Consider the following 25495-nt stretch of genomic DNA (forward strand, 5'->3'; position numbering starts at 1 on the left):
GCATAGGCTGACGACCATCCCTACCTCCCGAGGAGGACGTGATGGTGACACCCGACCGGAAGGCGGCGAAGCCCCGCTCCGTGCTGTTTCGGACCAAGTCGATCGAACAGTCGATTCTCGAGACCGACGAACCGGAGACCAAACTCCGCAAGGACCTGACCGCGTGGGACCTGACGGTGTTCGGGGTCGCGGTCGTGATCGGCGCCGGCATCTTCACCTTGACGGCCCGCACCGCCGGCAACGTTGCGGGACCCTCGGTGTCGCTCGCGTTCGCCTTCGCCGCGGTCGCGTGCGCACTGGCCGCGCTGTGTTACGCCGAGTTCGCGTCGACCGTGCCCGTCGCGGGCAGCGCATATACCTTCTCGTACGCGACGTTCGGTGAGTTCGTCGCGTGGATCATCGGCTGGGATCTCATCCTCGAGTTCGCGCTCGCGGCCTCGGTGGTTGCGAAGGGTTGGTCGCTGTATCTCGGCGAGGTCCTCGGAAGTGCCACGCCGATCGTGCATGTCGGGTCGCTGAAGATCGACTGGGGTGCGGTCCTGATCGTCGCGGTCATCACGGTGCTGTTGGCGACGGGCACGAAGTTGTCGTCGCGGGTCTCGGCGGTGATCACCGCGATCAAGGTGGCGGTCGTGCTCTTCGTGGTGGTGGTCGGGGCCTTCTTCATCAAGGCATCCAACTACTCGCCCTACATTCCGCCGTCCGAGTCCGGCTCCACCGGGGAGGGCATCCACCAGTCGCTGTTCTCGTACGTCACGGGCGCCGGTGGCAGCACGTTCGGTTGGTACGGCCTGCTCGCCGCCGCCAGTCTGGTGTTCTTCGCGTTCATCGGTTTCGACGTGGTCGCGACCACCGCGGAGGAGACCAAGGATCCGCAGACCGCCTTGCCGCGAGGCATTCTCGGCTCGCTCGCGATCGTGACGGTGCTGTACGTGGCGGTCTCGCTCGTGCTCACCGGGATGGTGAACTACACCGAACTGGCGGGCGACAACTCCACGCTCGCGACGGCGTTCGCACTCAACGGAATGGACTGGGCCAAGAACCTCATCTCGTTCGGCGCGCTGGCGGGCCTCACGACGGTGGTGATGGTCCTGATGCTGGGGCAGACACGCGTGTTGTTCGCGATGTCCCGCGACGGCCTGATGCCCCGGTCGCTCGCGCCCACCGGCAAGCACGGGACGCCGGTGCGGATCACGGTGCTCGTCGGCGTCATCGTCGGACTCCTCGCGGCCTTCTTCCCGATCGGCACGCTCGAGGAGATGGTGAACATCGGCACGCTGTTCGCGTTCGTGTTGGTGTCGATCGGCGTCGTGGTGCTGCGGCGGACCCGTCCCGACCTGCCGCGCGGATTCCGGGTGCCCCTCGTGCCGCTGGTCCCGATCCTCGCGGTCATCGCGTGTGTGTGGCTCATGGTGAATCTGTCGGTCGAGACGTGGCTGCGGTTCGTCGTCTGGATGGCGATCGGCGTGGTCGTGTACTTCGCCTACAGTCGCCGGCACTCGATGCTGAGCATCCGGGCCCGTGCGGCGAAAAGCGACACCACCTGATCGTTTTACAAATCGGCGTGATTGTCTAGACGTCATACGTATCGACGCGTATCGTCCATTTCATGGTGATCCTGCTCATAGTGGGCGGGCTCGTGGAAGGGGACGCCGATGGCGACGCATGCGACCGCCGACGATGGGGTCTGGCGGGACAAGAAGCGTTATCTGTGGCTACTGGGGCTCATCCCGCCCACCGCGATCTTCCTGGCGCTGGGCTTGGTGTGGCTGACGAACCGGGTGGGCCTGGAGGCGGTGGCGCCCATCTGGTGGTGGATCGGCCCGCTGCTGGTGTACGTGCTACTGCCGATCCTCGACCTGGCCTTCGGTGCGGACGGGCAGAACCCGCCCGATGAGGTGATGGAGCAACTCGAGAACGACCGGTACTACCGCTGGTGTACCTACGCCTACATCCCGCTGCAGATCGTGACGGTGGTGGTCGCCTGTTACCTGTGGTCGGCCGACGATCTGAGCTGGCTCGGTATCGACGGCGGGCTGGGGCTGGTGTCGAAGATCGGCCTGGCCATCAGTGTCGGGTGTGTGGCCGGCATCGGAATCAACACCGCGCACGAGCTGGGGCACAAGAAGGACGATCTCGAGCGGTGGCTGTCGAAGATCACCCTCGCGCAGGCCTTCTACGGACACTTCTACATCGAGCACAACCGTGGCCATCACGTCCGGGTCGCAACGCCGGAGGATCCCGCGAGTTCCCGCCTGGGCGAAAGCTTCTGGGCCTTCCTGCCGCGCAGCGTGTGGGGGAGTCTGCGGTCGTCCTGGGCGCTGGAGAAGGTTCGTTTGGAACGGCTCGGCAAGGGGCCGTGGACGATTCGCAACGACGTCCTCAACGCCTGGTTGATGTCGGTCGTGCTCTTCGGCGCGATGATCGCGATCTTCGGTTGGGAGGTGGCCCCGTTCCTGTTGCTGCAGGCGGTGTTCGGATTCTCCCTGCTCGAGACGGTGAACTATCTCGAGCACTACGGCCTGCTCCGGCAGCGCACCGACAGTGGACGTTACGAGCGCTGCACGCCGGCGCACAGCTGGAACAGCGATCACATCTGCACCAACATCTTCCTCTACCACCTGCAGCGGCACAGCGATCACCACGCGAACCCGACACGGCGCTATCAGACGTTGCGCAGCATGGACATTGCGCCGAACCTGCCCAGCGGGTACGCGAGCATGATCATGCTCGCGTACGTGCCGCCGCTCTGGCGGGCGGTGATGGATCGCCGCGTGCTCGCGCACTACGACGGCGACGTCACGCGGGCCAACCTGCAGCCGGCCAAGCGTGAGAAGTTGCTGGCGCGGCACGGAGCGGGCGGAGGCCGGGCATGAGTGCGTTTCGGTGTCCCGTGTGCGAGTTCGTGTTCGACGAGTCCGTCGGCGCCCCGCGGGAGGGATTCCCGGCCGGCACGGCGTGGGATTCGGTGCCGGACGACTGGTGCTGCCCCGACTGCGGTGTCCGCGAGAAGATCGATTTCGAGCCCGTAGGAGGGTGATCGTGAACGAGTACAAGCTCTACCAGTGCGCACAGTGCGGATTCGAGTACGACGAGGCGGAGGGCTGGCCCGACGAGGGCATCGCCCCCGGCACGCGCTGGGGGGACATTCCCGACGATTGGCGTTGCCCGGACTGCGGGGCGGCGAAGGCGGACTTCTTCATGGTCGAGGTCGAGCGAAGCTGAGCCGTGTGCCGGTCGAGCGCAGCCGAGCAGTGTCACTAGGGTCGGTGGCATGACCGAGTCGCAACCCCGCGTGCCCTATCAGGAGGCCTCGCGGCTGCTGCTGCGCGAGTCGATCCTCGGCGCCGTCCACGACCTGCTGCTCGAGCGGGACTGGTCGAAGGTGACGATGACCGATGTCGCCGCGGTCGCCGGGATCAGTCGGCAGACGCTGTACAACGAGTTCGGGTCGCGTCAGGGGCTCGCGGAGGGGTATGCGCTGCAATTGGTCGACCGGTTCGTCGATGCGGTGGCGTCGGCGGTGTACGCGCACGTCGGGGATGCCCGCGCGGCCCTCGTGGACGGGTTCGCCGCGTTCTTCCAGGCGAGCACCGAGGACCCGCTGGTGTGCTCGTTGCGGACCGGTGCCGCCAAACCGGACCTGCTGCGGATCGTCACGACCGACAGCGCCCCGCTCATCGAGCGGGCGTCGGGGCGTCTGGCGGAGACGTTCCGGCGGAGTTGGATTCAGGCGTCCGAGGCCGATTCGGTGATCTTGGCGCGGGGTGTCGTACGAGTCGCGCTGAGTTACGTTTCGATGCCTCCCGCGTCCGATGGTGACGATGCGCGTGACCTTGCCGCGCTGCTGGCCCCGTTCGTGGACGTCGTCGCACACGTGTGACGGGGTACGGCCCGTCCCCGGGTGGGATCGGTACCCGATAACCTGGGTGTCATTCCAGACAGCGAACAGGAGAGACACATGACGTCCTCAGTTTCAGCGGCGCCCGTGGCCGAGCACCGTAACGGTATCGATTTCAAGGTGGCGGATCTGTCGCTCGCCGAGTTCGGACGCAAGGAGATCCGGCTGGCCGAGCACGAGATGCCGGGTCTGATGGCACTGCGTCGTGAGTACGCAGACGTGTTGCCGCTCAAGGGCGCTCGCGTGTCCGGCTCGCTGCACATGACCATCCAGACCGCGGTCCTGATCGAGACGCTGGTCGCTCTCGGTGCTGAAGTTCGATGGGCGTCGTGCAACATCTTCTCGACGCAGGATCACGCGGCCGCGGCCGTCGTCGTCGGCCCGCACGGCACCGTCGAGGAGCCCAAGGGCGTCCCCGTGTTCGCATGGAAGGGCGAGACCCTCGAGGAGTACTGGTGGGCGGCTGAGCAGATGCTCACATGGCCCGGTACCACCGCCAACATGATCCTCGACGACGGTGGTGACGCGACGATGCTGGTGCTGCGCGGTGCACAGTACGAGAAGGCCGGCGTCGTCCCGCCCACCGACGACGAGCACGACTCGGACGAGTACAAGGTGTTCCTGGCGCTGCTGCGCAAGTCGCTCGAGGCCGACGGCGGCAAGTGGACGGCCATCGCGGAGAACGTCAAGGGCGTCACCGAGGAGACCACCACCGGCGTGCTGCGGCTGTACCAGTTCGCCGCCGCGGGTGAGCTGGCGTTCCCGGCCATCAACGTCAACGACTCGGTCACCAAGAGCAAGTTCGACAACAAGTACGGCACCCGCCACTCGCTGCTCGACGGCATCAACCGCGGCACCGACGTGCTGATCGGTGGCAAGGCTGCGCTGGTGTGCGGCTACGGCGACGTCGGCAAGGGCTGCGCCGAGGCACTGCGCGGCCAGGGCGCCCGCGTCACGGTCACCGAGGTCGACCCGATCAACGCCCTCCAGGCGCTGATGGACGGCTTCAACGTCAAGACCGTCGAGGAGTTCATCGGCGAGGCCGACATCGTCATCACGGCGACCGGCAACAAGGACATCATCTCCTTCGAGCACATGAAGCAGATGAAGCACCAGGCGATCCTGGGCAACATCGGCCATTTCGACAACGAGATCGACATGGCGGGCCTCGAGCGCGCCGGTGACGTCACGCGGATCAACATCAAGCCGCAGGTCGACGAGTTCACGTTCGCCGACGGTCACAGCATCATCGTGCTGTCCGAGGGACGTCTGCTGAACCTGGGCAACGCGACCGGCCACCCGTCGTTCGTGATGTCGAACTCGTTCGCGAACCAGACGATCGCGCAGATCGAGCTGTGGACCAAGCCGGACGAGTACGACAACGAGGTCTACCGCCTGCCCAAGCACCTCGACGAGAAGGTCGCGAAGATCCACGTCGAGGCGCTCGGTGGTTCGATCACCAAGCTGACGAAGGATCAGGCCGAGTACATCGGCGTCGACGTCGAGGGCCCGTACAAGCCGGAGCACTACCGCTACTGACCCGAGTCGTAGGACCGCGTCGGTCGCACTGACGACGGTGGCCGGGGATCGTGACACGATCCCCGGCCACTGCTGTTCGCCCCGGATGATCCGGACAGCGCTGTGACGGCCCTCGCAGGGCCGGATCCGCGGGCGCGGCCGCGGGCACCGATAGGCTCGGCGATCGTGGGAACTCTGATCGCCCTGGAAGGGCTCGACGGTGCCGGCAAGCGGACACTGGTCGGAAAGGTCGTCACGCAGCTCGAGCAGGACGGTCTGACGGTCGCAACGCTGGATTTCCCGCGCTACGGTGCGTCGATCCATGCCGATCTCGCGTCGGAGGCGCTCAAGGGGGAGCACGGCGACCTGAGCGAGTCGGTCCACGCGATGGCGGTGATGTTCGCGCTCGACCGTGCCGGTGCCGCACCGCAACTGCGGGATCTGGTCGCCCGCCACGACGTGGTGATCCTGGACCGCTACGTCGCCTCCAACGCGGCGTACGGCGCGGCCCGGCTACACCAGCACGGGGACGGCGAGTTCGTCACCTGGATCGAAGAGCTCGAGTTCGACCGATTGGGTCTGCCACGGCCGGACCTGCAGATGTACCTCGACGTGCCCGTGGCGCTCGCGGAGGAACGGGCGCGTCGGCGCGAGGCCGCGGACAGTTCGCGCGCGCTGGACGCCTACGAGAAGGACAGCGGCCTGCAGGCTCGCACGGGGGAGGTGTACCGGGAGCTGGCCGCCGCGGACTGGAACTCGCCGTGGTTGTCCGTCGCGCCCGATGTGGATCCGGGCACTCTCGCCGATAAACTGGCACTCTTGCATAAGCGGCGCGGCGCGGCGCAGTAATACCGGGCGGTCCGTGACGGCAACATTGAGCGGCACGCCGCGGCAGTGAACGCGCCTTTCCGCATTTAGCAGCCTCAGAGATGTAACGATAGGGATATGAAGCCAAGGATTCTGGTTGTCGACGATGACACGGCGCTCGCCGAGATGCTCACCATCGTGCTCCGCGGTGAGGGATTCGAACCCTTCGTGGTCGGTGACGGCAGCCAGGCGTTGTCGGCCGTTCGTGAGACCCGACCGGATCTGGTGCTCCTCGACCTCATGCTGCCGGGCATGAACGGTATCGACGTGTGCCGGGTGCTGCGGGCCGAATCGGGTGTCCCGATCGTCATGCTCACCGCCAAGACGGACACGGTCGACGTCGTCCTGGGCCTCGAGTCCGGCGCGGACGACTACATCATGAAGCCGTTCAAGCCGAAGGAACTGGTTGCCCGGGTGCGCGCTCGCCTGCGCCGCACGGAGGAGGAGCCGGCCGAGGTCCTGAGCATCGGCGACATCATGATCGATGTGCCGGCGCACAAGGTGACACGCGACAACGCGCTCATCTCGCTCACGCCGCTCGAGTTCGACCTGCTGGTCGCCCTCGCACGCAAGCCGCGGCAGGTGTTCACCCGTGAGGTCCTACTCGAGCAGGTCTGGGGATACCGTCACGCGGCGGACACCCGACTGGTGAACGTGCACGTGCAGCGTCTGCGCGCCAAGGTCGAGAAGGATCCCGAGAATCCCGAGGTGGTGCTTACCGTCAGGGGGGTCGGCTACAAGGCCGGACCGCCGTGATCGGTGCCCGCCGGAACCGGCGGCGAGCCAGCCGGGCTTTCTCGCCGCTGATCCGCTGGTGTCGAGCGTGCGGCAACTGGCTTGCCCACGCATGGCGCCGGTCTTTGCAGCTCCGCGTCGTCGTGTCGACGTTGTCGCTGTCGCTGATCGTGATCACGATTCTGGGTGTGGTGTTGACCAGCCAGATCACCGATCGGCTCCTCGAGGCGAAGATCACCGCCGCCACCGAGGAACTCGATCGTGCGCGCAGCACGGTCGAGGCGCAGCTCTCCGGCGCCGACGACAGCGGCTCGCTCCAGGTGCGGCTCGACGCTGCCCGTCTGGCGCTCACGAACCGCCAGCCCGACGGTGGTCAGACGTCCGGATCCGCAGGTACCTTCGATCCGGTGCTCATCGTGCCAGGGGACGGCCCACGGGAACCGACCACGAGCGGGCCGGCGAACCAGATCCCGGCGAGCCTGCGCGACTTCGTTCGTGCCAACCAGATCAGCTACCAGTTCGCGACGGTGTCCGACCCCAACGGGTACTCGGGTCCGGCGCTGATCATCGGCAGCCCCACGGCGTCGGACATCTCGACTCTCGAGCTGTACCTCGTGTTCCCCCTCGCGAGCGAGGACCGCAGCCTGTCCCTGGTGCGGGGCACGATGCTGATCGGTGGTGCGGTGCTGGCGGTGCTGCTCGCCGCGATCTCGATGCTCGTCGCACGCCAGGTCGTCATGCCGATCCGGTCGGCGTCCCGGATCGCGGTGCGGTTCGCGGACGGCCGGCTCAAGGAACGCATGCCGGTCCGCGGCGAGGACGACATGGCCCGGCTCGCGATGTCGTTCAACGAGATGGCCGAGAGTCTGTCGAAGCAGATCACGCAGCTCGAGGAGTTCGGCAATCTGCAGAAACGGTTCACGTCGGACGTGAGCCACGAGCTGCGCACCCCGCTCACCACGGTCCGGATGGCCGCGGACCTGATCCACGACAGCAGCGACGAGCTCGACCCCATCCTGAAGCGGTCGTCCGAGCTGCTCGTCGCGGAGCTGGACCGGTTCGAGAGCCTGCTCGGGGACCTGCTCGAGATCTCCCGGCACGACGCCGGTGTCGCGGAGCTGGCGGCCGAACAACTGGACCTGCGGATGTGTGCGCGTGCGGCGGTCTCGACCGTTCGCCACCTCGCGAAGGAGACCTCGACGGAACTGATCGTGGATCTGCCGGACGAGGCAGTGATCGCGGAGGTCGATCCGCGCCGTGTGGAGCGCATCCTGCGGAACCTGCTCGCGAACGCGATCGACCACGGCGAGGGCAAGCCCGTCCTGTTGCGGTTGCGGGCCGACGACGACGCGGCCGCCTTCATCGTCCGCGACCAGGGTGTGGGACTGCGCCCTGGGGAGGAGAAGTTGGTGTTCAACCGGTTCTGGCGGTCGGACCCGTCCCGCGTCCGGCGTTCCGGCGGAACCGGGCTGGGCCTGGCGATCAGCGTGGAGGACGCGAACCTGCACAACGGCACGCTCGAGGCGTGGGGCGAACCCGGCGAGGGCGCGTGCTTCCGCCTGACGTTGCCGCGTGTGCGCGGGCGCAAGGTCACCCGGAGCCCGCTCCCGCTGAAGCCGTCGACCAAGAAGCTCGTCCAGGGACAACCGCTGCCTCCGACCAAGCCCGAACCTGAGCCCGCGGCCGCGTCCTCGGCCGGTGACGAGATGGCGCCCGCCGGGTCGGGCGCTGCCCAGTCGGCGACGCAGCCGGTTGAGCGGCCTCCCCGGCAGCTGGACCCGGACGAGTCTCCGACGGTGCCCCGGGTGCGGGAGCGTGAGTCGTGACCGGCATTCGGGTGCGCCACGGCAGGCGCTCGCGGACGGTAGTGGCCGCGGCGTCGCTGGCCGCGCTGCTGCTCGGCACGGCGGGCTGTGCGAATCTGCCGGACTCGTCGACGCCGCAGGCGATCGGGACCATCGAGCGTGCGCCGGTCAGTACGAGCGTGGAGGCCCCGGCGCCCGGACGCGAGCCGGATCTGCTGCTGCGAGATTTCGTCAAGGCCAGCACCGACCCGGCCAATCGGCATCTTGCCGCCCGGCAGTACCTGACCAAGGACATGTCGGCGCGGTGGGACGATGCCGCGAGCGCGACGATCGTCGACAAGATCGATCTCATCCTCGAGTCACGCACCGCCGACCGCGCGGTCTACACGATTCGCGCCAACCGGGTGGGCGAGCTCGAACCGGGCGGTTTGTACCAGGCGCAGGAGGGCACGTTCGAGGCCAAGTTCAGCTGGGCCAAGGTGGACGGTGAATGGCGGATCGACGATCTGCCCAACGGCGTGATCATGGACCGTCCCCAGTTCCTCAATTCGTATCAGCGCAAATCGTTGTACTTCCTCGACCCGACGGCTCAGACGGTCGTCCCCGACCCTCGCTGGATCGCGGCGAGCCCGGACCAGATGGTCACGCAGCTGATCGGTCTCCTCATCGACGGTCCCAAACCGTCGCTGGCCGGTGCGGTGCGCAACGAACTGGGTTCGGGGGTCTCCGTGCTCGGCACCATCACCAAGGCCGACGGCCGAGCCTCCCAGGTCGGGGTGGGGCTGGGCGGTGTGAGCGTCGACTTCCAGGGCCTCGGGCGGATGAACACGCAGTCGCGCGAACTCCTTGCCGCGCAGGTGGTCTGGACGTTGGCAAACGCCGACATCTCCGGTCCGTACGTCCTGTTGGCCGACGGCCAGCCGCTCGACGAGCGGTACCCCGAAGGATGGACGACGGCGGACGTGGCGTCGCTCAATCCGCTCGCGACGACCAGCGCGACCGTCGGCCTCCACGCGCTGCGCGGCGGCGGGCTGGCCTCCGTGAACGACGGGGTCGTCGCGCCGGTCCCCGGGTACTTCGGTGCGTCGGACAATCTCCGGTCGATCGCGTTGTCGCGGGACGGCACGCTCACGGCCGCGGTGGCCGAGACACGCCGGCCGGCGCCGGAGCCGCAGACCGCGCTGGTCGTGGGGACCTACGACGGAAACGTGGCGACCGCGCTCGAGGCGCAGTCGATCACCCGGCCGTCGTGGGCGTTCGACGGCTCCACCGTGTGGGCCGCCGTCAACGGCTCGACCGTCGTGCGGGTGGTTCGCGAGACCGGAACCGGAAAGCTCACGACGATGAACGTCGAGACCGGCGCGATCAATGCGATCGGCGGGCCGATCACCGAGCTGCGGCTGTCCCGCGACGGGGTCCGGGCGGCGTTGATCGTCGACGGCAAGGTCTATGTGGCGACGGTGATGCAGCAGCCGGACGGCGAGTTCTCGCTCACCAATCCACGCGCCATCGCGCACGGTCTCGGCAGTCCCGCGGTGTCGCTCGACTGGAGCACCGGGGACACGGTGGTCGTGGCCCGTTCGGGTTCGGACGTGCCGGTCGTGCAGCTGGCCGTCGACGGTTCGCGGATGGACTCGCTGCCGAGCCGCAACCTCACCTCGCCGGTGGTGGCGGTGGACGCGTCGTCGACCACCGAGTTCGTCGCGGACTCGCGAGCGGTGTTCCAGCTCAACAACAACGACCCGGCCGGCGACCGGTACTGGCGTGAGGTTCCGGGCCTGACCGGGACGAATGCGGTCCCGGTGCTGCCGGGCTGACCTCGCCGCCGTCGGTGCTCGAGGGTGTCTGCCGGTGCCTGTCGGCGCTTGTCGGGGGCACGGGGCACACTCCCGGCATGCGCGCGCTCCTCGACCTGGTCCTCCCCGCCGAGTGCGGGGGTTGCGGTGAACCCGGTTCGGGGTGGTGCGACCGGTGCAGGCGCACCCTGTCCGACGACCCGGTGGCGGTGCATCCTCGGGTGGATCCCGGCGTCCCGGTGTGGGCGCTGGGACCGTATGCGGGTCCACGGCGGCGTGCGGTGATCGCGGCGAAGGAACGGGGTCGGCGAGATCTCGCAGCCCCGCTGGGCGCTGCGCTCGCGGACGCGGTCGACACGCTGCGGCGCTGGGGCGAGTTGGATCCGCCGCAGCTGGCGCCGCTGGTGCTCGTTCCGGCCCCGACGCGGGCCCGCACGGCGCGCACCCGTGGTGGAGACCCGGTGCTGCGGTCCACGCAGGCCGCCGCGCGTCTGCTGGAGACCGGTTGCCACGTCTGTCCGGCGCTGTCGATGCGACGTGGTGTGCGTGATTCCGTCGGGCTGTCGGCGGCGCAGCGGCAGGACAATCTGGCGGGCCGGATTTGCGTGTCCGCTTCCCGTCGCGACGAGATCGTCAGGCTCGGTTGCATGGGTGCCGAGGTCGTTCTCGTGGACGACGTCGTCACCACCGGGGCAACCTCGGCGGAGGCGGTTCGGGTTCTCGAATCGGAAGGTGTGCAGGTCGGGGCGGTATTGGTTGTCGCCGCGGCCTGATCGGACAATTCCGGCGGCGATCCCGGGCGGATATCGCGACGGCTTCCGGAGGCTTGCGGGGTCCTTCCGAGTCCTTCCGGGGGGCTTCTCGAGGCGCGACGAAATCGCGGGATCGGGACAGATGTCACAGACGACACACCGGTGAAATATGGCTGAACAGTGGCACACGGAGCGGTTACGTACTAGCGTCGCGTTCACACCCGAAGTCACAGGTGGGAGGTGATATTTCACGTTCTGAGCCGGGTGGTTCCCCGCCCGGTCGAGATCGAACTCGCCGGTCTCCACCAATGTGAGCCGGCCGTTTATCGGGAGGTACGAGTGACGACCCCTACGCAAGCCTCGGTTTTCGTCGACGAAGACACCGCCAACGCGGAGGCTCCAAGTACTACGGGCGCGAACAACGCCGAAATCGTCGTCAAAGGACGCAACGTGGAAGTGCCGGATCATTTCCGGGTCTACGTTTCCGAGAAGCTCGCACGACTCGAGCGTTTCGATCCCACCATCTTCCACTTCGACGTGGAACTCCAGCACGAACGTAATCGCCGACAGGCGAAGAGTTGCCAGCGAGTCGAGATCACGGCTCGCGGCAAGGGCCCTGTCGCCCGCGCCGAAGCGAGCGCGGACAGTTTCTACGCGGCATTCGAATCCGTGACTGCCAAACTGGAAAGTCGATTGCGTCGAACCAAGGATCGCCGCAAGGTCCACTACGGAGAGAAGACTCCCGTCTCCGTCGCGCAGGCCACAGCCGCGCTGGCACAGGACGACTCGCTGGCGATCGACCGCGATTTGTCCTTGGACGGCGAGGCTCCGCCCGGTCCGGGTCAGATCGTGCGCACGAAGGTCCACTCCGCCGAGCCGATGACCGTCGACGACGCGCTGTACGAGATGGAGCTGGTCGGGCACGACTTCTATCTGTTCCACGACAAGGAGACCGATCGGCCTTCTGTCGTGTATCGACGCCACGCGTTCGACTACGGGTTGATACGTCTGGCGTGATGTCGCGGACGGTCGGTCTACTCGCCCGACCGTGATTGCGCATACCATGGGATCCGGCTGGGGTCACCCGACCTCGGCCGGATTCCGTTTGTCATTACCTGACACCGAGGATTGAGGACAAAGAGGACCGTGCCGTCACTGTCGCTATCGAAGCTGCTCCGTGTAGGTGAAGGTCGCATGGTCAAGCGGCTCAAGCACATCGCCGACCATGTCTCCTCCCTCTCTCCCGAGGTCGAGAAGCTGTCCGACGAACAACTCCGGGCCAAGACCGACGAATTCCGGAAGCGTTACGCCGACGGCGAGACGCTCGACGAGATGCTGCCCGAGGCATTCTCCGTGGCCCGGGAGGCCGCGAGCCGCGTGCTCGGCCAGCGCCACTTCGACGTCCAGGTGATGGGTGGCGCGGCGCTGCACTTCGGCAACGTCGCCGAGATGAAGACCGGCGAGGGCAAGACCCTGACCTGTGTGCTGCCGGCGTACCTCAATGCGATCTCCAGTGACGGCGTGCACGTCGTCACCGTCAACGACTACCTCGCCAAGCGCGACTCGGAGTGGATGGGCCGCGTCCACCGCTTCCTGGGTCTCGAGGTCGACGTGATCCTGTCCGGGATGACTCCCGCGCAGCGTCGCAAGGCGTACGCCGCCGACATCACCTACGGCACCAACAACGAGTTCGGTTTCGACTACCTGCGCGACAACATGACGCACAGCCTCGACGACCTCGTCCAGCGTGGCCACAACTTCGCCGTCGTCGACGAGGTCGACTCGATCCTCATCGACGAGGCCCGCACCCCGCTCATCATCTCGGGTCCGGCCGACGCGTCCAGCAAGTGGTACAGCGAGTTCGCGCGGATCGCACCGCTGCTCAAGAAGGACGTCCACTACGAGGTCGACATCCGTAAGCGCACCATCGGCGTGCACGAGGCCGGTGTGGAGTTCGTCGAGGACCAGCTCGGTATCGACAACCTGTACGAGGCCGCGAACTCGCCGCTGGTGAGCTACCTCAACAACGCCATCAAGGCGAAGGAGCTCTACCAGCGGGACAAGGACTACATCGTCCGCGACGGCGAGGTCATCATCGTCGACGAGTTCACCGGCCGTGTGCTGGTGGGCCGCCGCTACAACGAGGGCATGCACCAGGCGATCGAGGCCAAGGAGAAGGTCGAGATCAAGGCCGAGAACCAGACCCTCGCCACGATCACGCTGCAGAACTACTTCCGCCTGTACGACCGGCTGTCGGGCATGACGGGTACGGCCGAGACCGAGGCCGCCGAGCTGCACCAGACCTACGGCCTGGGCGTCATCCCGATCCCGACCAACCGTCCGCTGATCCGTGTCGACAACGGCGACCTGATCTACAAGAGCGAAGAGGCCAAGTTCGACGCCGTCGTCGACGATGTCGTCGAGCGGCACCAGAACGGCCAGCCGGTCCTGATCGGTACCACCAGCGTCGAGCGCTCGGAATACCTGTCGAAGCAGTTCACCAAGCGCGGCGTGGTGCACAGCGTGCTCAACGCCAAGTTCCACGAGCAGGAGGCGACGATCGTCGCCGAGGCCGGACGCTCCGGCGCCGTGACCGTGGCGACCAACATGGCCGGTCGTGGCACCGACGTCGTGCTGGGCGGCAACCCCGACATCATCGCCGACCTCGTGCTGCGCAAGCAGGGCCTCGACCCGGTGCACAACCCGGACGAGTACGAGGCCGCGTGGGAGGGCGTCCTCGACAAGGTCAAGGCCGAGGTCAAGGCGGACGCGGAGAAGGTTCGCGCCGCCGGCGGCCTGTATGTGCTCGGCACCGAGCGGCACGAGTCGCGTCGTATCGACAACCAGCTGCGCGGTCGTTCCGGCCGTCAGGGCGATCCCGGTGAGTCGCGCTTCTACCTGTCGCTCGGCGACGAACTGATGCGGCGCTTCAACGGTGCGGCGCTCGAGTCGATCATGACGCGCCTGAACCTGCCCGACGATGTCCCGATCGAGGCCAAGATGGTCTCGAAGGCGATCAAGAGCGCACAGACGCAGGTCGAGCAGCAGAACTTCGAGATCCGCAAGAACGTCCTCAAGTACGACGAGGTGATGAACCAGCAGCGCACCGTCATCTACGAGGAGCGCCGCCGCATCCTCGAAGGCGAGGATCTCGAGGGCCAGGTCGAGTCGATGATCACGGACGTGGTCACCGCGTACGTCAACGGCGCCACCGCCGAGGGGTATGTCGAGGACTGGGATCTGGACCAGCTCTGGACGGCCCTGAAGACGCTGTACCCGGTCGGAATCGACTACAAGGAGCTCGTAGGCGCGGCCGAGGCCGGGGAGTCGGACCTGGGCCGGGAGGAGCTGCTCGAGGCGTTGCTGGAGGACGCCAGGGACGCGTACGCCAAGCGTGAGCAGCAGATCGACGAGATCGCCGGCGCGAACGGAATGCGTGAGCTCGAACGCCGCGTGCTGCTGTCCGTGCTGGACCGCAAGTGGCGTGAGCACCTCTACGAGATGGACTACCTCAAGGAGGGCATCGGCCTGCGCGCGATGGCGCAGCGCGATCCGCTCGTCGAGTACCAGCGCGAGGGCTACGACATGTTCATCGCGATGCTCGAAGGCCTCAAGGAAGAGTCCGTCGGGTTCCTGTTCAACCTCCAGGTGGAGGCCGGCACCCCGCAGGGCGGCGGCTCCCCGGTGAGCGTCACCGCGGCCTCGGCGGCAGCCACCGCGGGTGGCGGGCCCTCGCTCGCCAAGCAGCAGGCGCAGCCGCTCCCGTCCCAGCAGGCCGCCCAGGACGCGGCCCGTTCGGCGGCCCCGTCAGCGCTCAAGGCGAAGGGGCTCGACGAGATGCAGCCGCGTGGGCTCACCTTCTCCGGTCCCGCCGAAGACGGTAACGCCCAGGTCAGTCGCTCTGCGGACGAGCAGGACGGGGCCCCGGGCACGCGCCGCGAGCGCCGCGAGGCCGCCCGCCAGGATTCGAAGGCGAAGAAGGCCCCGCGCTCCAAGCGCAAGCGCTGACGCTGACCTCAGGCGATTCGCAGTGACGTGATCGCCCAACCGGCCGGGTGTCTGCTGTTGCCGCGTTCGATACGCGCGGCAACAGCGAACACCCGGCCGCCGCGGTTGTAGGTGCCGAACACCTCGAACGCCTCGAACACCTCGGTCGCGGCCGCGTGGACCCGTTGCACGCGGACGCGCGCGAGGGTGGCCGTACCCAGTCGGCTGCCGACCGGGGCCGACCGCACGAGCGCGTGGACGAGATCCAGCACGGTCGGGGTGACGATCGAGCGCAGCTGGGCCGGGGCGCGGCGGCGGTCGAGGACCTCGAGGGTCAGGCGCAGCGCGCTCTCCGCGAACTGTCGCGCGTCGGGCGACGTGACCGAATCCGGTGCCGCGGACGGCGCGCGGCGTGGTGACCGGCCGTCGTGGGGTGAGCGCTGTGCGGACCGGACGGATGCGGACCGCGGCGCAGGCGAGCACGCCGAAGAGCCCGGGGCATCGGATGTCGGTGGTTCGAACTGCGGTGCACGGGACAGGAACCGGTGCGGTGCGGACATGATCTGGCCTCTCCGGTATCGCGCGGTCGCCGGGAAGCGGCGGGAGCCGATACGCAATGTCGACAGGTGCTGCTACAGGTCGACTCCGCGGAGAGGTACGGAATCTGGCGGACAGCATGGCACGTTCGATTCCGAAAAGCGAGGGGGTGCGCGCGATCGGTTTCGGTCCGACTCGTGTCGCCCGTGTCGCCCGTGTCGTCCGTGTCGCCTGTGTCGCCAGCGGGGGCGGCGAGTTCTAGGGTGAGCGTGTGCGCGGACTGGTGTTGGACTTCGGCGGGGTGCTGGCGGGTCCCGGCGCGGACGCGGACCTGATGGCCCGCGTCGTGGGTGACGCGCGTCGACGGGGAATCCGCACCGCGATCCTCAGCAACGATCCCGGAGGTCCGGGGGCACAGGGACTGCGCGACCTGGCGGGCCCGTTCGTGGACGAGGTCGTGCTGTCCGGTGACGTGGGAATGGCGAAGCCGAACCGGCGGATCTACGAATTGACCGCGGCTCGGCTCGGGCTCGATCCCCTCGAGTGCGTCTTCGTCGACGACCTCGTGGGGAACGTGCGCGCGGCGGCCGCGGCGGGCATGGTGGGGGTGCACCACGTCGACCCGTCGGCGGCGGTGGAAGAGATTGCGATTCTTCTCGATTCGGGAATCCGCCCGGAATCGGACGGTGGGGATCCGGCGGGCGAGGATCTCCGGGGCAGGGGGCGATAGGTGGCCAGGGCGACCAGACTGACGACGCAGGACGCGTCGTTCTACTTTCTCGACGCGAGCAACACGCCGATGCATCTGGGTTCACTCGCGATCCTCCAGCTACCCGAGTCGGGTCTCGAGTTCGAGGCCGTGCTCCGGCTGATCGAGAGTCGCCTGCACCTGGTGCCGCGGTATCGGCAGAAGGTTCGGGAGGTCGCGTTCGGGCTGGCCCGGCCGGTGTGGGTCGACGACCCGGACTTCGACATCACCTACCACGTCCGACGCTCCGCGGTGCCGTCTCCGGGAACGGACGAACAGCTGCACGACCTGGTGGCGCGACTGGTCTCGCGGCCGTTGGACACGACTCGGCCGCTGTGGGAGATGTACGTCGTCGAAGGATTGGCCGACAACCGGTGTGCGGTGTTCACGAAGTCGCATTCGGCGTTGGTCGACGGCGAGACGGCCCTCGAGATGAGTCAGGTGATCCTCGACGAGGACGCCGCGCCCGTGGTCGCGAGTGACGATCTGTGGATGCCGGAGCCGGCGCCGGGGGAGCCGGCGCTGGTCGCCGCGGCCCTCGCCCAACTCGTCTCCCGGCCCGGCGATGGGTTTGCAACCCTGCGAATGACGTTGGGGGACATGGCATCGGTAGTGGACGAGGCGGTCGACGTGGTCGGCAAGCTCGCCACCCTGGCGCGCACGGCGGCGCAGCCGGCGCCGTCGAGCCCGCTGAACGCCCCGATCTCCCGCAACCGCCGGTTCGCCGTGGCGCGCACCGATCTCGAGCGCTACCGCAGGATCCGCGCCCGCTACGGATGCTCGATCAACGACGTGGTCCTGACCGTGGTCGCGGGTGCGATGCGGAATTGGCTCCTGGCCCGCGGTGAGCCGGTATCGGAGGCCACCACCCTGCGCGTGCTGGCCCCGATGTCCATCTGCGAGGCGCGACCGGGTACCAACGGTGCGAGCGTGATCGACGTGTGCGACGACGGCGAGGTCGGTGCGCCGCACGGTCGGACGTCGTCGTTCCTGGTGGATCTGCCGGTCGGTGAGCCCAATCCGGTCGTCCGGCTCTCACACGTCGCGCACGCGACGGAGGCGTTCGGGCGGCAGAGTCGGCCGGTGACGGCCCGGACGATGATCCGGTTGTCCGGGTTCGCGCCCGCGTCCCTGCACGCCCGCGGCGCCCGGGCGGCGAGCAGCCTGTCGCAGCGGATGTTCAACCTCATGGTCACCAACGCGCCGGGACCGCAGATCCCGCTCTATCTGGCCGGGATGCGGATGGTCGAGATGTATCCCGTGTCGCCGCTGCTGAAGAATCAGACCCTGAGCATTGCGTTGACGTCGTACGACGGCCACGTCTACTACGGTTTGAATGCGGATCGCGACGCCATGGCCGACGTGGATGTGGTCGCCGCGTCGTTGCACGAGTCTCTCGAGGAGTTGGTGGAAGCCAGTGGCTGAGTCGGAATCGCGGTCGGTACGGACGCAAGTGACCGGAGGTCGGGCGTGAGGGTCTACATTCCCGCGACCATCCCGATGCTGCGGCAACTGGTTGCCGAGCGGGAGTTCTCCCCGGTGAGCCGGACCGCGTTCGCGGTCACGCCGGCACTGCGGGAGGCGTACAACTCCGGCGACGACGAGGAGCTCGCCGAGGTGGCGATGGCGGAGGCCGCGCGGGCATCGCTGCGGTTGATCGCGGCCGCCACGCCGGACGAGGACGAGGGCGAGGGCGGTGACGGCGGCGAGGCTGGTGAGGTCGCGCCCATGTCGCGCCGCGCGGTGATCGCGGCCGACGTCGACGACGTCAAGCTGCGCCCCGATCTCGACGATGCGGTGGTCCGTCTGGCCGACGTTCTCACGCTGTCCCAGGTCGCGTCGGTGCACGTCGATCTGGCGGAGGCGGAGTCCGACATCGCGAAGGCCGCGCAGGTGGTCGACGCTGCCGATCTCGGCGACCCGGACGCGGAGTTCGTTCTCGGCGACGCAGAGGATCACGAGCTCGCGTGGTACGCGACGCAGGAGTTGCCGTTCCTGCTCGAGCTACTCTGACCGGCGGCGGACCCGCCCGACGAGTCGTTAGCGCGCCTTACTACTCGGCCGTAACTTACGCCACCGTAGCCTCATGCCCTACGCTGGCCGTACGCTCGAAGTGCGAGATGGAGGTCGGATGGGACTGAAGAGCTGGATCGAGGCGCCGGCGGCAAGGGTCGCGGGCTCGAACCGGTCCGTGGCGAACGTGGTGCGCGGTGCCGTCACCCGGTTGACCACGCCGTTGCTTCCCGACGACTACCTGCACCTGGTGAACCCCTTGTGGTCCGCGCGTGAACTGCGCGGACGCATCGTCGAGGTCCGGCCCGAGACGGCCGATTCGGCGACACTGGTGATCAAGCCGGGGTGGGGCTTCGACTTCGCATACCAGCCCGGTCAGTACGTCGGCATCGGCATCCACGTTGACGGACGGTGGCACTGGCGGTCCTACTCGCTCACGTCGGCTCCCAACGTCGACCACAAGCTGATCTCGATCACCGTGAAGGCGATGCCCGAGGGCTTCCTGTCGAGTCACCTGGTGACGGGTGTGCCGTCGGGGACGATCGTGCGCCTGGCCGCGCCGACCGGAAACTTCGCGTTGCCGGAGCCGCCGCCGGAGAAGATCCTGTTCCTCACCGCGGGCAGTGGCATCACCCCGGTGATGTCGATGCTGCGGACGATGAGCCGGCGCGGGGAACTGCCCGACGTCGTCCACATCCACTCGGCACCCACCGAGGACGCGGTCATGTTCGGCGACGAGCTCGCGGAGCTGCAGAAGGACTACCCGTCGTTCGGTTGCCACGTCCGGCACACGCGGTCCGAGGGCAAGTTCGCGCTGTCCGAGCTGGACGAGGTGTGCCCGGACTGGCGCGAGCGACAGACGTGGGCGTGTGGGCCCCTCGGGATGCTCGATGACATCGAGAAGACCTGGGAGCAGGAGGGCATCACGCCGAACCTGCACCTGGAGCGGTTCGCCGTGTCCCGGGCCGATCTGTCCGGCGAGGGCGGCACCGTCACGTTCGACCGGTCGGAGAAGTCGATCGAGGTGGACGGCGCCACCACACTGCTCGAGGCGGGCGAGAAGGCCGGCGTGCTGATGCCGTTCGGCTGCCGCATGGGTATCTGCCAGACCTGCGTGGTCCCGCTCGCATCGGGTCACGCCGTGGACCTGCGCAACGGTAAGGAACATGCCGAGGGGGAGCGCATCCAGACCTGCATCTCGGCCGCGGCCGGCGATTGCACGCTCGAGGTCTGAGGTCTCGTGTGATCCGGACGGCAGCCGGGCCGACAGGTGTCCGGTTTCCCGTATCGTTGTACCCAGTGCCTGTGCGGTACCCAGTGCCTTGCGTCGATGGCCGACGCCGGTGATCTGATCTATATATCCAACGGAGGACCTCGGTGGCCATCACGGACATCAAAGAGTTCGCCCACCTCACCGACGCCGATATCGAAGCCCTCGGGCGAGAATTGGATGCGATTCGTCGCGATGTCGAGGAGTCTCGGGGCGTACGGGATGCCCGCTACATTCGGAGCACGATCCGGCTGCAGCGTTCCCTCGAGCTGGGCGGACGGGCGGTCCTGTTCGGCAGCCGTCATCGGCCGGCCTGGGTGGTGGGGACGACGCTGCTCACGCTCGCCAAGTGCATCGAGAACATGGAACTCGGGCACAACGTCACCCACGGCCAGTGGGACTGGATGAACGATCCGGAGATCCACTCCACGACGTGGGAGTGGGACATGACGGGTCCCTCGGAACACTGGAAGCGCGCACACAACTACACCCACCACACGTACACCAACATCGTGGGCATGGACGACGACGTGGGATTCGGCATCCTCCGGATGACGCGCGACGAGAAGTGGCGCCCGATCAACCTGCTGCAGCCGATCGCGAACGTGATCCTGGCGGCGACGTTCGAGTGGGGCATTGCGCTGCACGACCTGTCGGCGCAGAAGGAACTCGAGGGCGTCGACCCCGAGCATTGGAATTCGGGACCGAACAAGCAGTTCGCGGTCAAGATCGTCCGTCAGGTCGGCAAGGATTTCGTGCTGTTCCCCGCGCTGACGGGTCGGGCGTGGAAGCACACCCTTGCCGCGAACACGACCGCGAACTTCCTGCGCAATTTGTGGGCGTACGCGGTGATCTTCTGCGGGCACTTCCCGGACGGCGCCGAGAAGTTCACCGTCGAACAGTTCGAGAACGAGACGCGGGCGCAGTGGTACCTGAGGCAGATGCTCGGCAGCGCCAACATCGACGCCGGTCCGGTGATGGCGTTCATGACCGGCAACCTGAGCTATCAGATCGAACACCACCTGTTCCCGGACCTGCCGTCCAACCGGTACTCCGAGATCGCGGTGCGGGTGCGGGCGCTGTGCAACAAGTACGACCTGCCGTACACCTCCGGTCCGCTCAGCCGTCAGTACCTCCTGGCACTGCGCACGATCCACAAGCTCGCGTTGCCGGATCGTTTCCTCAAGCGGACATCGGACGATGCACCGGAGACGTCGTCGGAGCACAAGTTCCGGCTCAGCGGCTCGCGGATCGCCGAGGCGCTGCGGGTCGACGAGGAGACCGGGCAGCACCGTGGCCTGCTGTCGGCGCTGCGTGCTCATGCCGAGGCGCGGGTGGGGCGGCGTCGCGCAAAGCGACGAAAGTGATCTACCTCACAGTCACTTCGCGTTAACCTACGGTCTCGTAACTTACGGTACGGTAGGCCTCGTGGCGATTACCGACATCAAGGAGTACGCGCATCTGACGGATGCGGACGTCGAGGCGCTCGGTCGCGAACTCGACGCGATCCGTCGCGATGTCGAGGACTCCCGTGGCGAGCGCGATGCGCGCTACATCCGTAATACCATCCGACTGCAGCGTGGACTCGAGATCGGCGGGCGCGCAGTGTTGTTCGGCAGCCGCAAGCGTCCCCTGTGGGTGCTCGGTGCCGGCATGCTGGGCGTCGCGAAGATCATCGAGAACATGGAGCTCGGGCACAACGTGATGCACGGGCAGTGGGACTGGATGAACGATCCGGAAGTCCATTCCTCGAGCTGGGAGTGGGACAACGCCGACCCGTCGGCGCACTGGAAGCAGACCCACAACTACCTGCACCACAAGTACACGAACATCCTGGGCATGGACGACGACGTGGGCTACGGCCTGCTGCGCGTCACCCGCGACCAGCGCTGGAAGCCGTTCAACTACGGCAACCTCGCGTACAATGCGATCCTCGCGCTCCTGTTCGAGTACGGCATCGCGATCCAGCTGCTCGAGCTCGGGAAGGTCGCGGCCGGACGCGACGACCGCGAGCTCACCAAGCGGAACGCGAAAGAGGTCGGCGCCAAGATCGCCAAGCAGGCCGTCAAGGACTACGTGATCTACCCGGCCCTCACCGGGAAGGCATGGAAGACGACCCTCACCGCGAACCTCACGGCCGGCGTCATCCGCAACCTGTGGACCAACGCGGTGATCTTCTGCGGGCACTTCCCTGACGGCGCCGAGAAGTTCACGAAGGCCGACGTCGACAAGGAGACGAAGGCCGAGTGGTACCTGCGGCAGATGCTCGGCAGCGCCAACATCTCCGGCGGTCCCGTCATGGACTTCATGACCGGCAACCTCAGCTACCAGATCGAGCACCACATCTACCCGGACCTGCCGTCCAACCGGTACGCCGAGATCGCGGTCAAGGTGCGGGCGCTGTGCGAGAAGTACGACCTCCCGTACACCACCGGCCCGCTGCCGGTGCAGTACCTCAAGTCGTGGCGCACCATCGCCAAGCTGTCGCTGCCGAACAAGTACCTCAAGGACACGTCCGATGACGCGCCCGAGACGGCGTCGGAGCGCAAGTTCGGCGGCAACGCCGTCCCCACCGTCGACCCGCTCACCGGTCGCCGTCGCGGACTGCACTCGGCCATCAAGGCGTCGAGGAAGCGTCGCGGCCTGCGCGCGCTGCTGTCGCGCTAGAGATCGCTCTCCGACCTGGACTACCGCTGTGGCCCGCACCGAATCGGTGCGGGCCACAGCGGTGTTGTGGACCGTTTCCTGGACCGTGGGTCACCCGCGGTGGGAGAGTGGTGACGGAGAGCCTGTTCGACATCGTCTCGTGAACGGAGCGGACAATGGACTCATTCTGGGACTACTTCTGGCTGGTCTTCGCATGTTTCGCGTTCGCGGCGTACCTGATGGTTCTCTTCATGATCTTCGCCGACCTGTTTCGGGACCATCGCATGTCGGGATGGATGAAGGCGCTGTGGGTATTCCTGCTGTTCGTCCTGCCGGTCATCGCGGCCTGCGTGTACCTGATCGTTCGGGGCCCGGCCATGGCGGAGCGCGCGGCAGTGGCCGAACGGCAGTACCTGCAGGCCGAGACCGAGTACATCAGGGATGTGGCCGGGACATCGACGGACGAGCAGCTGGCCACGGCGCGGTCGCTCCTCGACTCCGGGGCCATCACCGAGGACGAGTACCGCGTCCTCGCGGCGCGGGCGCAGGGGGCGTCGGCGTCGTAGGCGCTTCTCAGGCCCAGGACTCGTTCGTCATCAGCGCGACGAGCAGGTGGCGCACCGCCTCGACGCGGCCCGCGGACTTGCCGGTGAGCTTGTCCAGCGCGCATTCGGGGTCGGCCGGGGGACCCAGGTGGGTGCAGCCGCGAGGGCAGTCCTCGGCGGCGGCCGCGAGATCGGTGAACGCGCTGACGACGTTCTCGGGGGAGATGTGCGCGAGGCCGAACGACCGGATGCCGGGGGTGTCGACCACCCAGCCGCCGCTGGGCAGGGGCAGCGCCACCGACTGCGTCGACGTGTGCCGGCCCTTGCCGACGCCGGACACGACGCCCGTCGCCCGATCCGCGTCCGGGACGAGGCGATTGACCATGGTCGACTTCCCGACGCCGGAGTGACCGATGAGCGCCGTCACCTTGCCCGTGAGGATCTCCGTCACCGGTTCGATCGGATCGTCCCGCCCGGCCACGACGACCGGGATGTCCAGGTCGGCGAACGTCGCGGCGAACTCGTCGGGCGTGGCCAGGTCGCTCTTGGTGAGGCACAGGATCGGTTTCAGGCCGCCGACGTACGCGGCGACGAGAGCCCGCTCGACGAAACCGGTGCGCGGCGGCGGATCGGCCAGCGCGACAACGATCAGCAGCTGCGCCGCGTTCGCGACGACGATCCGCTCGTACGGGTCGGTGTCGTCGGCAGTGCGCCGCAGGACGGTCTTGCGTTCGGCCACGCGCACGATGCGGGCGAGGGTGTCCGGCTTGCCCGACAGGTCGCCGACGACGCTCACCTGATCGCCGACGACGATCGGCGTGCGGCCCAGTTCGCGGGCCCGCATCGTGACCACCGGCCGGTCCGGATCGCCGTCGAGCACACATCCCCACCGGCCGCGGTCGACGGAGACCACCATGGCTTCCTCGGCGCTGGCGTGCTCCGGCCGGGTCTTGGTCCGCGGGCGGGTGCCCTTGCCCGGGCGGATCCGGACGTCGGACTCGTCGTACTGCCGGCGGCTCAGGACAGTGCTCCCTGCTCGGCGGACCCCGACGTCGATTCTGCCGCGTCCAGCATTGCGGCCCAGAGGTTCTCGAAGCCGGGCAGGGTCTTCGCGGTGGTGCCCACGTCCTCGATACGGACGTCGTCGACCACGAGTCCGACGATCGCGCCTGCCGTGGCCATGCGGTGGTCCGCGTACGAATGCCACTGGGCGCCGTGCAGCGGCCGGGGCTCGATGCGCAGGCCGTCGTCGGTCTCGGTGACCGCACCGCCGAGCTTGTTGATCTCGGTGGCCAGCGCGGCCAGTCGGTCCGTCTCGTGGCCACGCAGGTGCGCGATGCCGCGCAGGACCGACGGGCCGTCCGCGAGCGCGGCGAGGGCCGCGACCGTGGGGGTGAGTTCGCCGATGTCGTGCAGGTCGATGTCGATGCCGCGCAACGACTTCGGGCCGGTCACAGTGAGGACGCCGGCGGTGCCTTCCGAGAGGCTCACCTCAGCGCCCATGTCGGTGAGGATGCCGCGGATCGCGTCACCCGGCTGGGTGGTGCGCGACGGCCACAACGGCACCCGCACGGTGCCGCCGGTGACGGCGGCCGCGGCGAGGAACGGCGTCGCGTTGGACAGGTCGGGCTCGATCACCCAGTCCACCGGATCGACCGTGCCCGGCAGTACCTTCCACGTGTGGGCGTCGCCGCTCTCGCCGGGCGTCAGCACGGTCACGCCGGCCTCACGCAGCATCTCGACGGTCATGTCGATGTGCGGCATCGACGGCAGCGGACCGCCCTGGTGGCGGACGGTGACGCCCTCGTCGAAGCGGGCAGCCGACAGCAGCAGGCCGGACACGAACTGCGACGAACCGGACGCGTCGATCGTGACCGTGCCGCCGCGCAGACCGCCGTGGCCCTGGACGGTGAACGGCAACGCGTCCCCGTCGATGTCGGCACCCAGGCCGCGCAGGGCGTCGAGGATGGTGCCGAGCGGCCGCGTGCGGGCCTGCTCGTCCCCGTCGATCGCGACCGTGCCGGCGGCGAGCGCGGCGACCGGGGGCAGGAACCGCATCACGGTGCCGGCGAGGCCGCAGTCGATGCTGCCGCCGGTCATCGGACCGGGGACGACACGCAGGGTGGTGCCGGTCGCGGCGTCGGGCGTCGCGGTGATCGACACGCCGAGGGCCTGCAGGCCCTGGATCATCAGATCGGTGTCGCGGCTGCGCAGCGCGCCGGTGATCGTGGAGGGCCCGGACGCGAGCGCCGCGAGAATGAGGGCGCGGTTGGTGATCGACTTGGATCCGGGCAGCGTCACGGACGCATCCACGGGGGCTTCGGCACGGGGCGCTGTCCACAGGCTCTCACGACTCACCCGTCCATCTTCGCCTA

At 67.8% G+C, this 25495-nt stretch carries 23 protein-coding genes; 20 read left to right on the plus strand and 3 right to left on the minus strand.

Going from position 1 to position 25495, the window contains the following annotated elements:
- The first annotated feature begins 41 nt into the window (after positions 1-41).
- The 13 genes from DEU38_RS13495 to secA all read left to right on the plus strand — a co-directional run bounded on the left by DEU38_RS13495 (position 42) and on the right by secA (position 15382).
- Positions 42-1547 carry an amino acid permease gene (locus DEU38_RS13495; protein WP_114721922.1) on the plus strand — a complete coding sequence of 502 codons (1506 nt, stop codon included), beginning with the start codon at positions 42-44 and terminating at the stop codon, positions 1545-1547.
- 108 nt (positions 1548-1655) lie between these two features.
- Positions 1656-2876, plus strand: a complete 1221-nt coding sequence (locus tag DEU38_RS13500) for an alkane 1-monooxygenase (RefSeq protein ID WP_114721923.1) — start codon at positions 1656-1658, stop codon at positions 2874-2876.
- On the plus strand, positions 2873-3040 hold the full coding sequence (locus DEU38_RS13505; protein ID WP_114721924.1) for a rubredoxin: 168 nt from the start codon (positions 2873-2875) through the stop codon (positions 3038-3040). Before DEU38_RS13500 ends, DEU38_RS13505 begins: the two co-directional genes overlap by 4 nt.
- 2 nt (positions 3041-3042) lie before the next feature.
- The gene (locus tag DEU38_RS13510) at positions 3043-3225 is read left to right on the plus strand and encodes a rubredoxin (RefSeq protein ID WP_114722009.1); all 183 of its coding nucleotides are present in this window, start codon (positions 3043-3045) and stop codon (positions 3223-3225) included.
- Between the two features lie 49 nt (positions 3226-3274).
- Entirely contained in the window at positions 3275-3883 is a 609-nt protein-coding gene (locus tag DEU38_RS13515) for a TetR family transcriptional regulator (RefSeq protein WP_114721925.1), read from the plus strand.
- A gap of 78 nt (positions 3884-3961) precedes the next feature.
- Positions 3962-5440, plus strand: a complete 1479-nt coding sequence (ahcY, locus tag DEU38_RS13520) for an adenosylhomocysteinase (protein ID WP_114721926.1) — start codon at positions 3962-3964, stop codon at positions 5438-5440.
- 165 nt (positions 5441-5605) lie between these two features.
- Positions 5606-6268 (plus strand): dTMP kinase, encoded by a 663-nt coding sequence (locus DEU38_RS13525; protein WP_114721927.1) that lies wholly within the window; start codon positions 5606-5608, stop codon positions 6266-6268.
- 96 nt (positions 6269-6364) lie between these two features.
- Positions 6365-7042 (plus strand): MtrAB system response regulator MtrA, encoded by a 678-nt coding sequence (gene mtrA / locus DEU38_RS13530; protein ID WP_114721928.1) that lies wholly within the window; start codon positions 6365-6367, stop codon positions 7040-7042.
- Positions 7039-8847: an MtrAB system histidine kinase MtrB gene (gene mtrB, locus DEU38_RS13535; RefSeq protein ID WP_114721929.1), complete on the plus strand. Its 1809-nt coding sequence runs from the start codon at positions 7039-7041 to the stop codon at positions 8845-8847. Before mtrA ends, mtrB begins: the two co-directional genes overlap by 4 nt.
- Before the next feature lie 41 nt (positions 8848-8888).
- On the plus strand, positions 8889-10643 hold the full coding sequence (gene lpqB / locus DEU38_RS13540; RefSeq protein WP_397484713.1) for an MtrAB system accessory lipoprotein LpqB: 1755 nt from the start codon (positions 8889-8891) through the stop codon (positions 10641-10643).
- A 77-nt stretch (positions 10644-10720) separates the two neighbouring features.
- Positions 10721-11395 carry a ComF family protein gene (locus DEU38_RS13545; protein WP_114721930.1) on the plus strand — a complete coding sequence of 225 codons (675 nt, stop codon included), beginning with the start codon at positions 10721-10723 and terminating at the stop codon, positions 11393-11395.
- A gap of 318 nt (positions 11396-11713) precedes the next feature.
- Entirely contained in the window at positions 11714-12391 is a 678-nt protein-coding gene (gene hpf / locus DEU38_RS13550) for a ribosome hibernation-promoting factor, HPF/YfiA family (RefSeq protein WP_114721931.1), read from the plus strand.
- A gap of 177 nt (positions 12392-12568) precedes the next feature.
- Positions 12569-15382 (plus strand): preprotein translocase subunit SecA, encoded by a 2814-nt coding sequence (gene secA, locus DEU38_RS13555; protein WP_254622601.1) that lies wholly within the window; start codon positions 12569-12571, stop codon positions 15380-15382.
- A gap of 8 nt (positions 15383-15390) precedes the next feature.
- Here the strand turns inward: secA and DEU38_RS13560 are convergent, their stop codons facing one another.
- Positions 15391-15921 carry an Rv3235 family protein gene (locus DEU38_RS13560; protein WP_114721933.1) on the minus strand — a complete coding sequence of 177 codons (531 nt, stop codon included), beginning with the start codon at positions 15919-15921 and terminating at the stop codon, positions 15391-15393.
- A gap of 248 nt (positions 15922-16169) precedes the next feature.
- On the opposite strand from DEU38_RS13560, the gene DEU38_RS13565 reads away from it, so the two are divergent.
- The 7 genes from DEU38_RS13565 (at position 16170) to DEU38_RS13595 (ending at position 23141) form a co-directional block, all read left to right on the plus strand.
- Complete coding sequence (locus DEU38_RS13565) at positions 16170-16628, plus strand: HAD-IA family hydrolase (RefSeq protein WP_114721934.1); 459 nt, start codon at positions 16170-16172, stop codon at positions 16626-16628.
- 69 nt (positions 16629-16697) lie between these two features.
- Positions 16698-18071: a wax ester/triacylglycerol synthase family O-acyltransferase gene (locus DEU38_RS13570; RefSeq protein ID WP_258557885.1), complete on the plus strand. Its 1374-nt coding sequence runs from the start codon at positions 16698-16700 to the stop codon at positions 18069-18071.
- A 75-nt stretch (positions 18072-18146) separates the two neighbouring features.
- Positions 18147-18659 carry a DUF6912 family protein gene (locus DEU38_RS13575; protein WP_181818775.1) on the plus strand — a complete coding sequence of 171 codons (513 nt, stop codon included), beginning with the start codon at positions 18147-18149 and terminating at the stop codon, positions 18657-18659.
- A gap of 118 nt (positions 18660-18777) precedes the next feature.
- Entirely contained in the window at positions 18778-19893 is a 1116-nt protein-coding gene (locus DEU38_RS13580) for a ferredoxin reductase (RefSeq protein WP_114721937.1), read from the plus strand.
- Between the two features lie 143 nt (positions 19894-20036).
- The gene (locus DEU38_RS13585; RefSeq protein ID WP_114721938.1) at positions 20037-21296 is read left to right on the plus strand and encodes an acyl-CoA desaturase; all 1260 of its coding nucleotides are present in this window, start codon (positions 20037-20039) and stop codon (positions 21294-21296) included.
- 61 nt (positions 21297-21357) lie between these two features.
- Positions 21358-22596, plus strand: coding sequence for an acyl-CoA desaturase (locus tag DEU38_RS13590; protein ID WP_114721939.1), 1239 nt, complete (start codon positions 21358-21360; stop codon positions 22594-22596).
- Between the two features lie 155 nt (positions 22597-22751).
- Positions 22752-23141: an SHOCT domain-containing protein gene (locus DEU38_RS13595; protein WP_114721940.1), complete on the plus strand. Its 390-nt coding sequence runs from the start codon at positions 22752-22754 to the stop codon at positions 23139-23141.
- Positions 23142-23148: 7 nt separating this feature from the next.
- Here DEU38_RS13595 and rsgA read toward each other — a convergent pair whose 3' ends face one another.
- Entirely contained in the window at positions 23149-24204 is a 1056-nt protein-coding gene (gene rsgA, locus DEU38_RS13600; RefSeq protein WP_258557886.1) for a ribosome small subunit-dependent GTPase A, read from the minus strand.
- Entirely contained in the window at positions 24138-25478 is a 1341-nt protein-coding gene (gene aroA / locus DEU38_RS13605) for a 3-phosphoshikimate 1-carboxyvinyltransferase (RefSeq protein ID WP_114721941.1), read from the minus strand. Before aroA ends, rsgA begins: the two co-directional genes overlap by 67 nt.
- Positions 25479-25495: the final 17 nt, after the last annotated feature.

The sequence above is a fragment of the Rhodococcus sp. AG1013 genome (assembly GCF_003350365.1).
GTDB lineage: Bacteria > Actinomycetota > Actinomycetes > Mycobacteriales > Mycobacteriaceae > Prescottella.

Coding starts and splice junctions, on each gene's coding strand:
- ahcY (WP_114721926.1), top strand. CDS start 3,962: ATGACGTCCTCAGTTTCAGCGGCGCCCGTGGCCGAGCACCGTAACGGT.
- DEU38_RS13570 (WP_258557885.1), top strand. CDS start 16,698: ATGCATCTGGGTTCACTCGCGATCCTCCAGCTACCCGAGTCGGGTCTC.
- DEU38_RS13505 (WP_114721924.1), top strand. CDS start 2,873: ATGAGTGCGTTTCGGTGTCCCGTGTGCGAGTTCGTGTTCGACGAGTCC.
- secA (WP_254622601.1), top strand. CDS start 12,569: ATGGTCAAGCGGCTCAAGCACATCGCCGACCATGTCTCCTCCCTCTCT.
- DEU38_RS13545 (WP_114721930.1), top strand. CDS start 10,721: ATGCGCGCGCTCCTCGACCTGGTCCTCCCCGCCGAGTGCGGGGGTTGC.
- DEU38_RS13500 (WP_114721923.1), top strand. CDS start 1,656: ATGGCGACGCATGCGACCGCCGACGATGGGGTCTGGCGGGACAAGAAG.
- DEU38_RS13515 (WP_114721925.1), top strand. CDS start 3,275: ATGACCGAGTCGCAACCCCGCGTGCCCTATCAGGAGGCCTCGCGGCTG.
- DEU38_RS13495 (WP_114721922.1), top strand. CDS start 42: ATGGTGACACCCGACCGGAAGGCGGCGAAGCCCCGCTCCGTGCTGTTT.
- DEU38_RS13595 (WP_114721940.1), top strand. CDS start 22,752: ATGGACTCATTCTGGGACTACTTCTGGCTGGTCTTCGCATGTTTCGCG.
- mtrA (WP_114721928.1), top strand. CDS start 6,365: ATGAAGCCAAGGATTCTGGTTGTCGACGATGACACGGCGCTCGCCGAG.
- DEU38_RS13580 (WP_114721937.1), top strand. CDS start 18,778: ATGGGACTGAAGAGCTGGATCGAGGCGCCGGCGGCAAGGGTCGCGGGC.
- DEU38_RS13560 (WP_114721933.1), bottom strand. CDS start 15,921: ATGTCCGCACCGCACCGGTTCCTGTCCCGTGCACCGCAGTTCGAACCA.
- DEU38_RS13575 (WP_181818775.1), top strand. CDS start 18,147: ATGCTGCGGCAACTGGTTGCCGAGCGGGAGTTCTCCCCGGTGAGCCGG.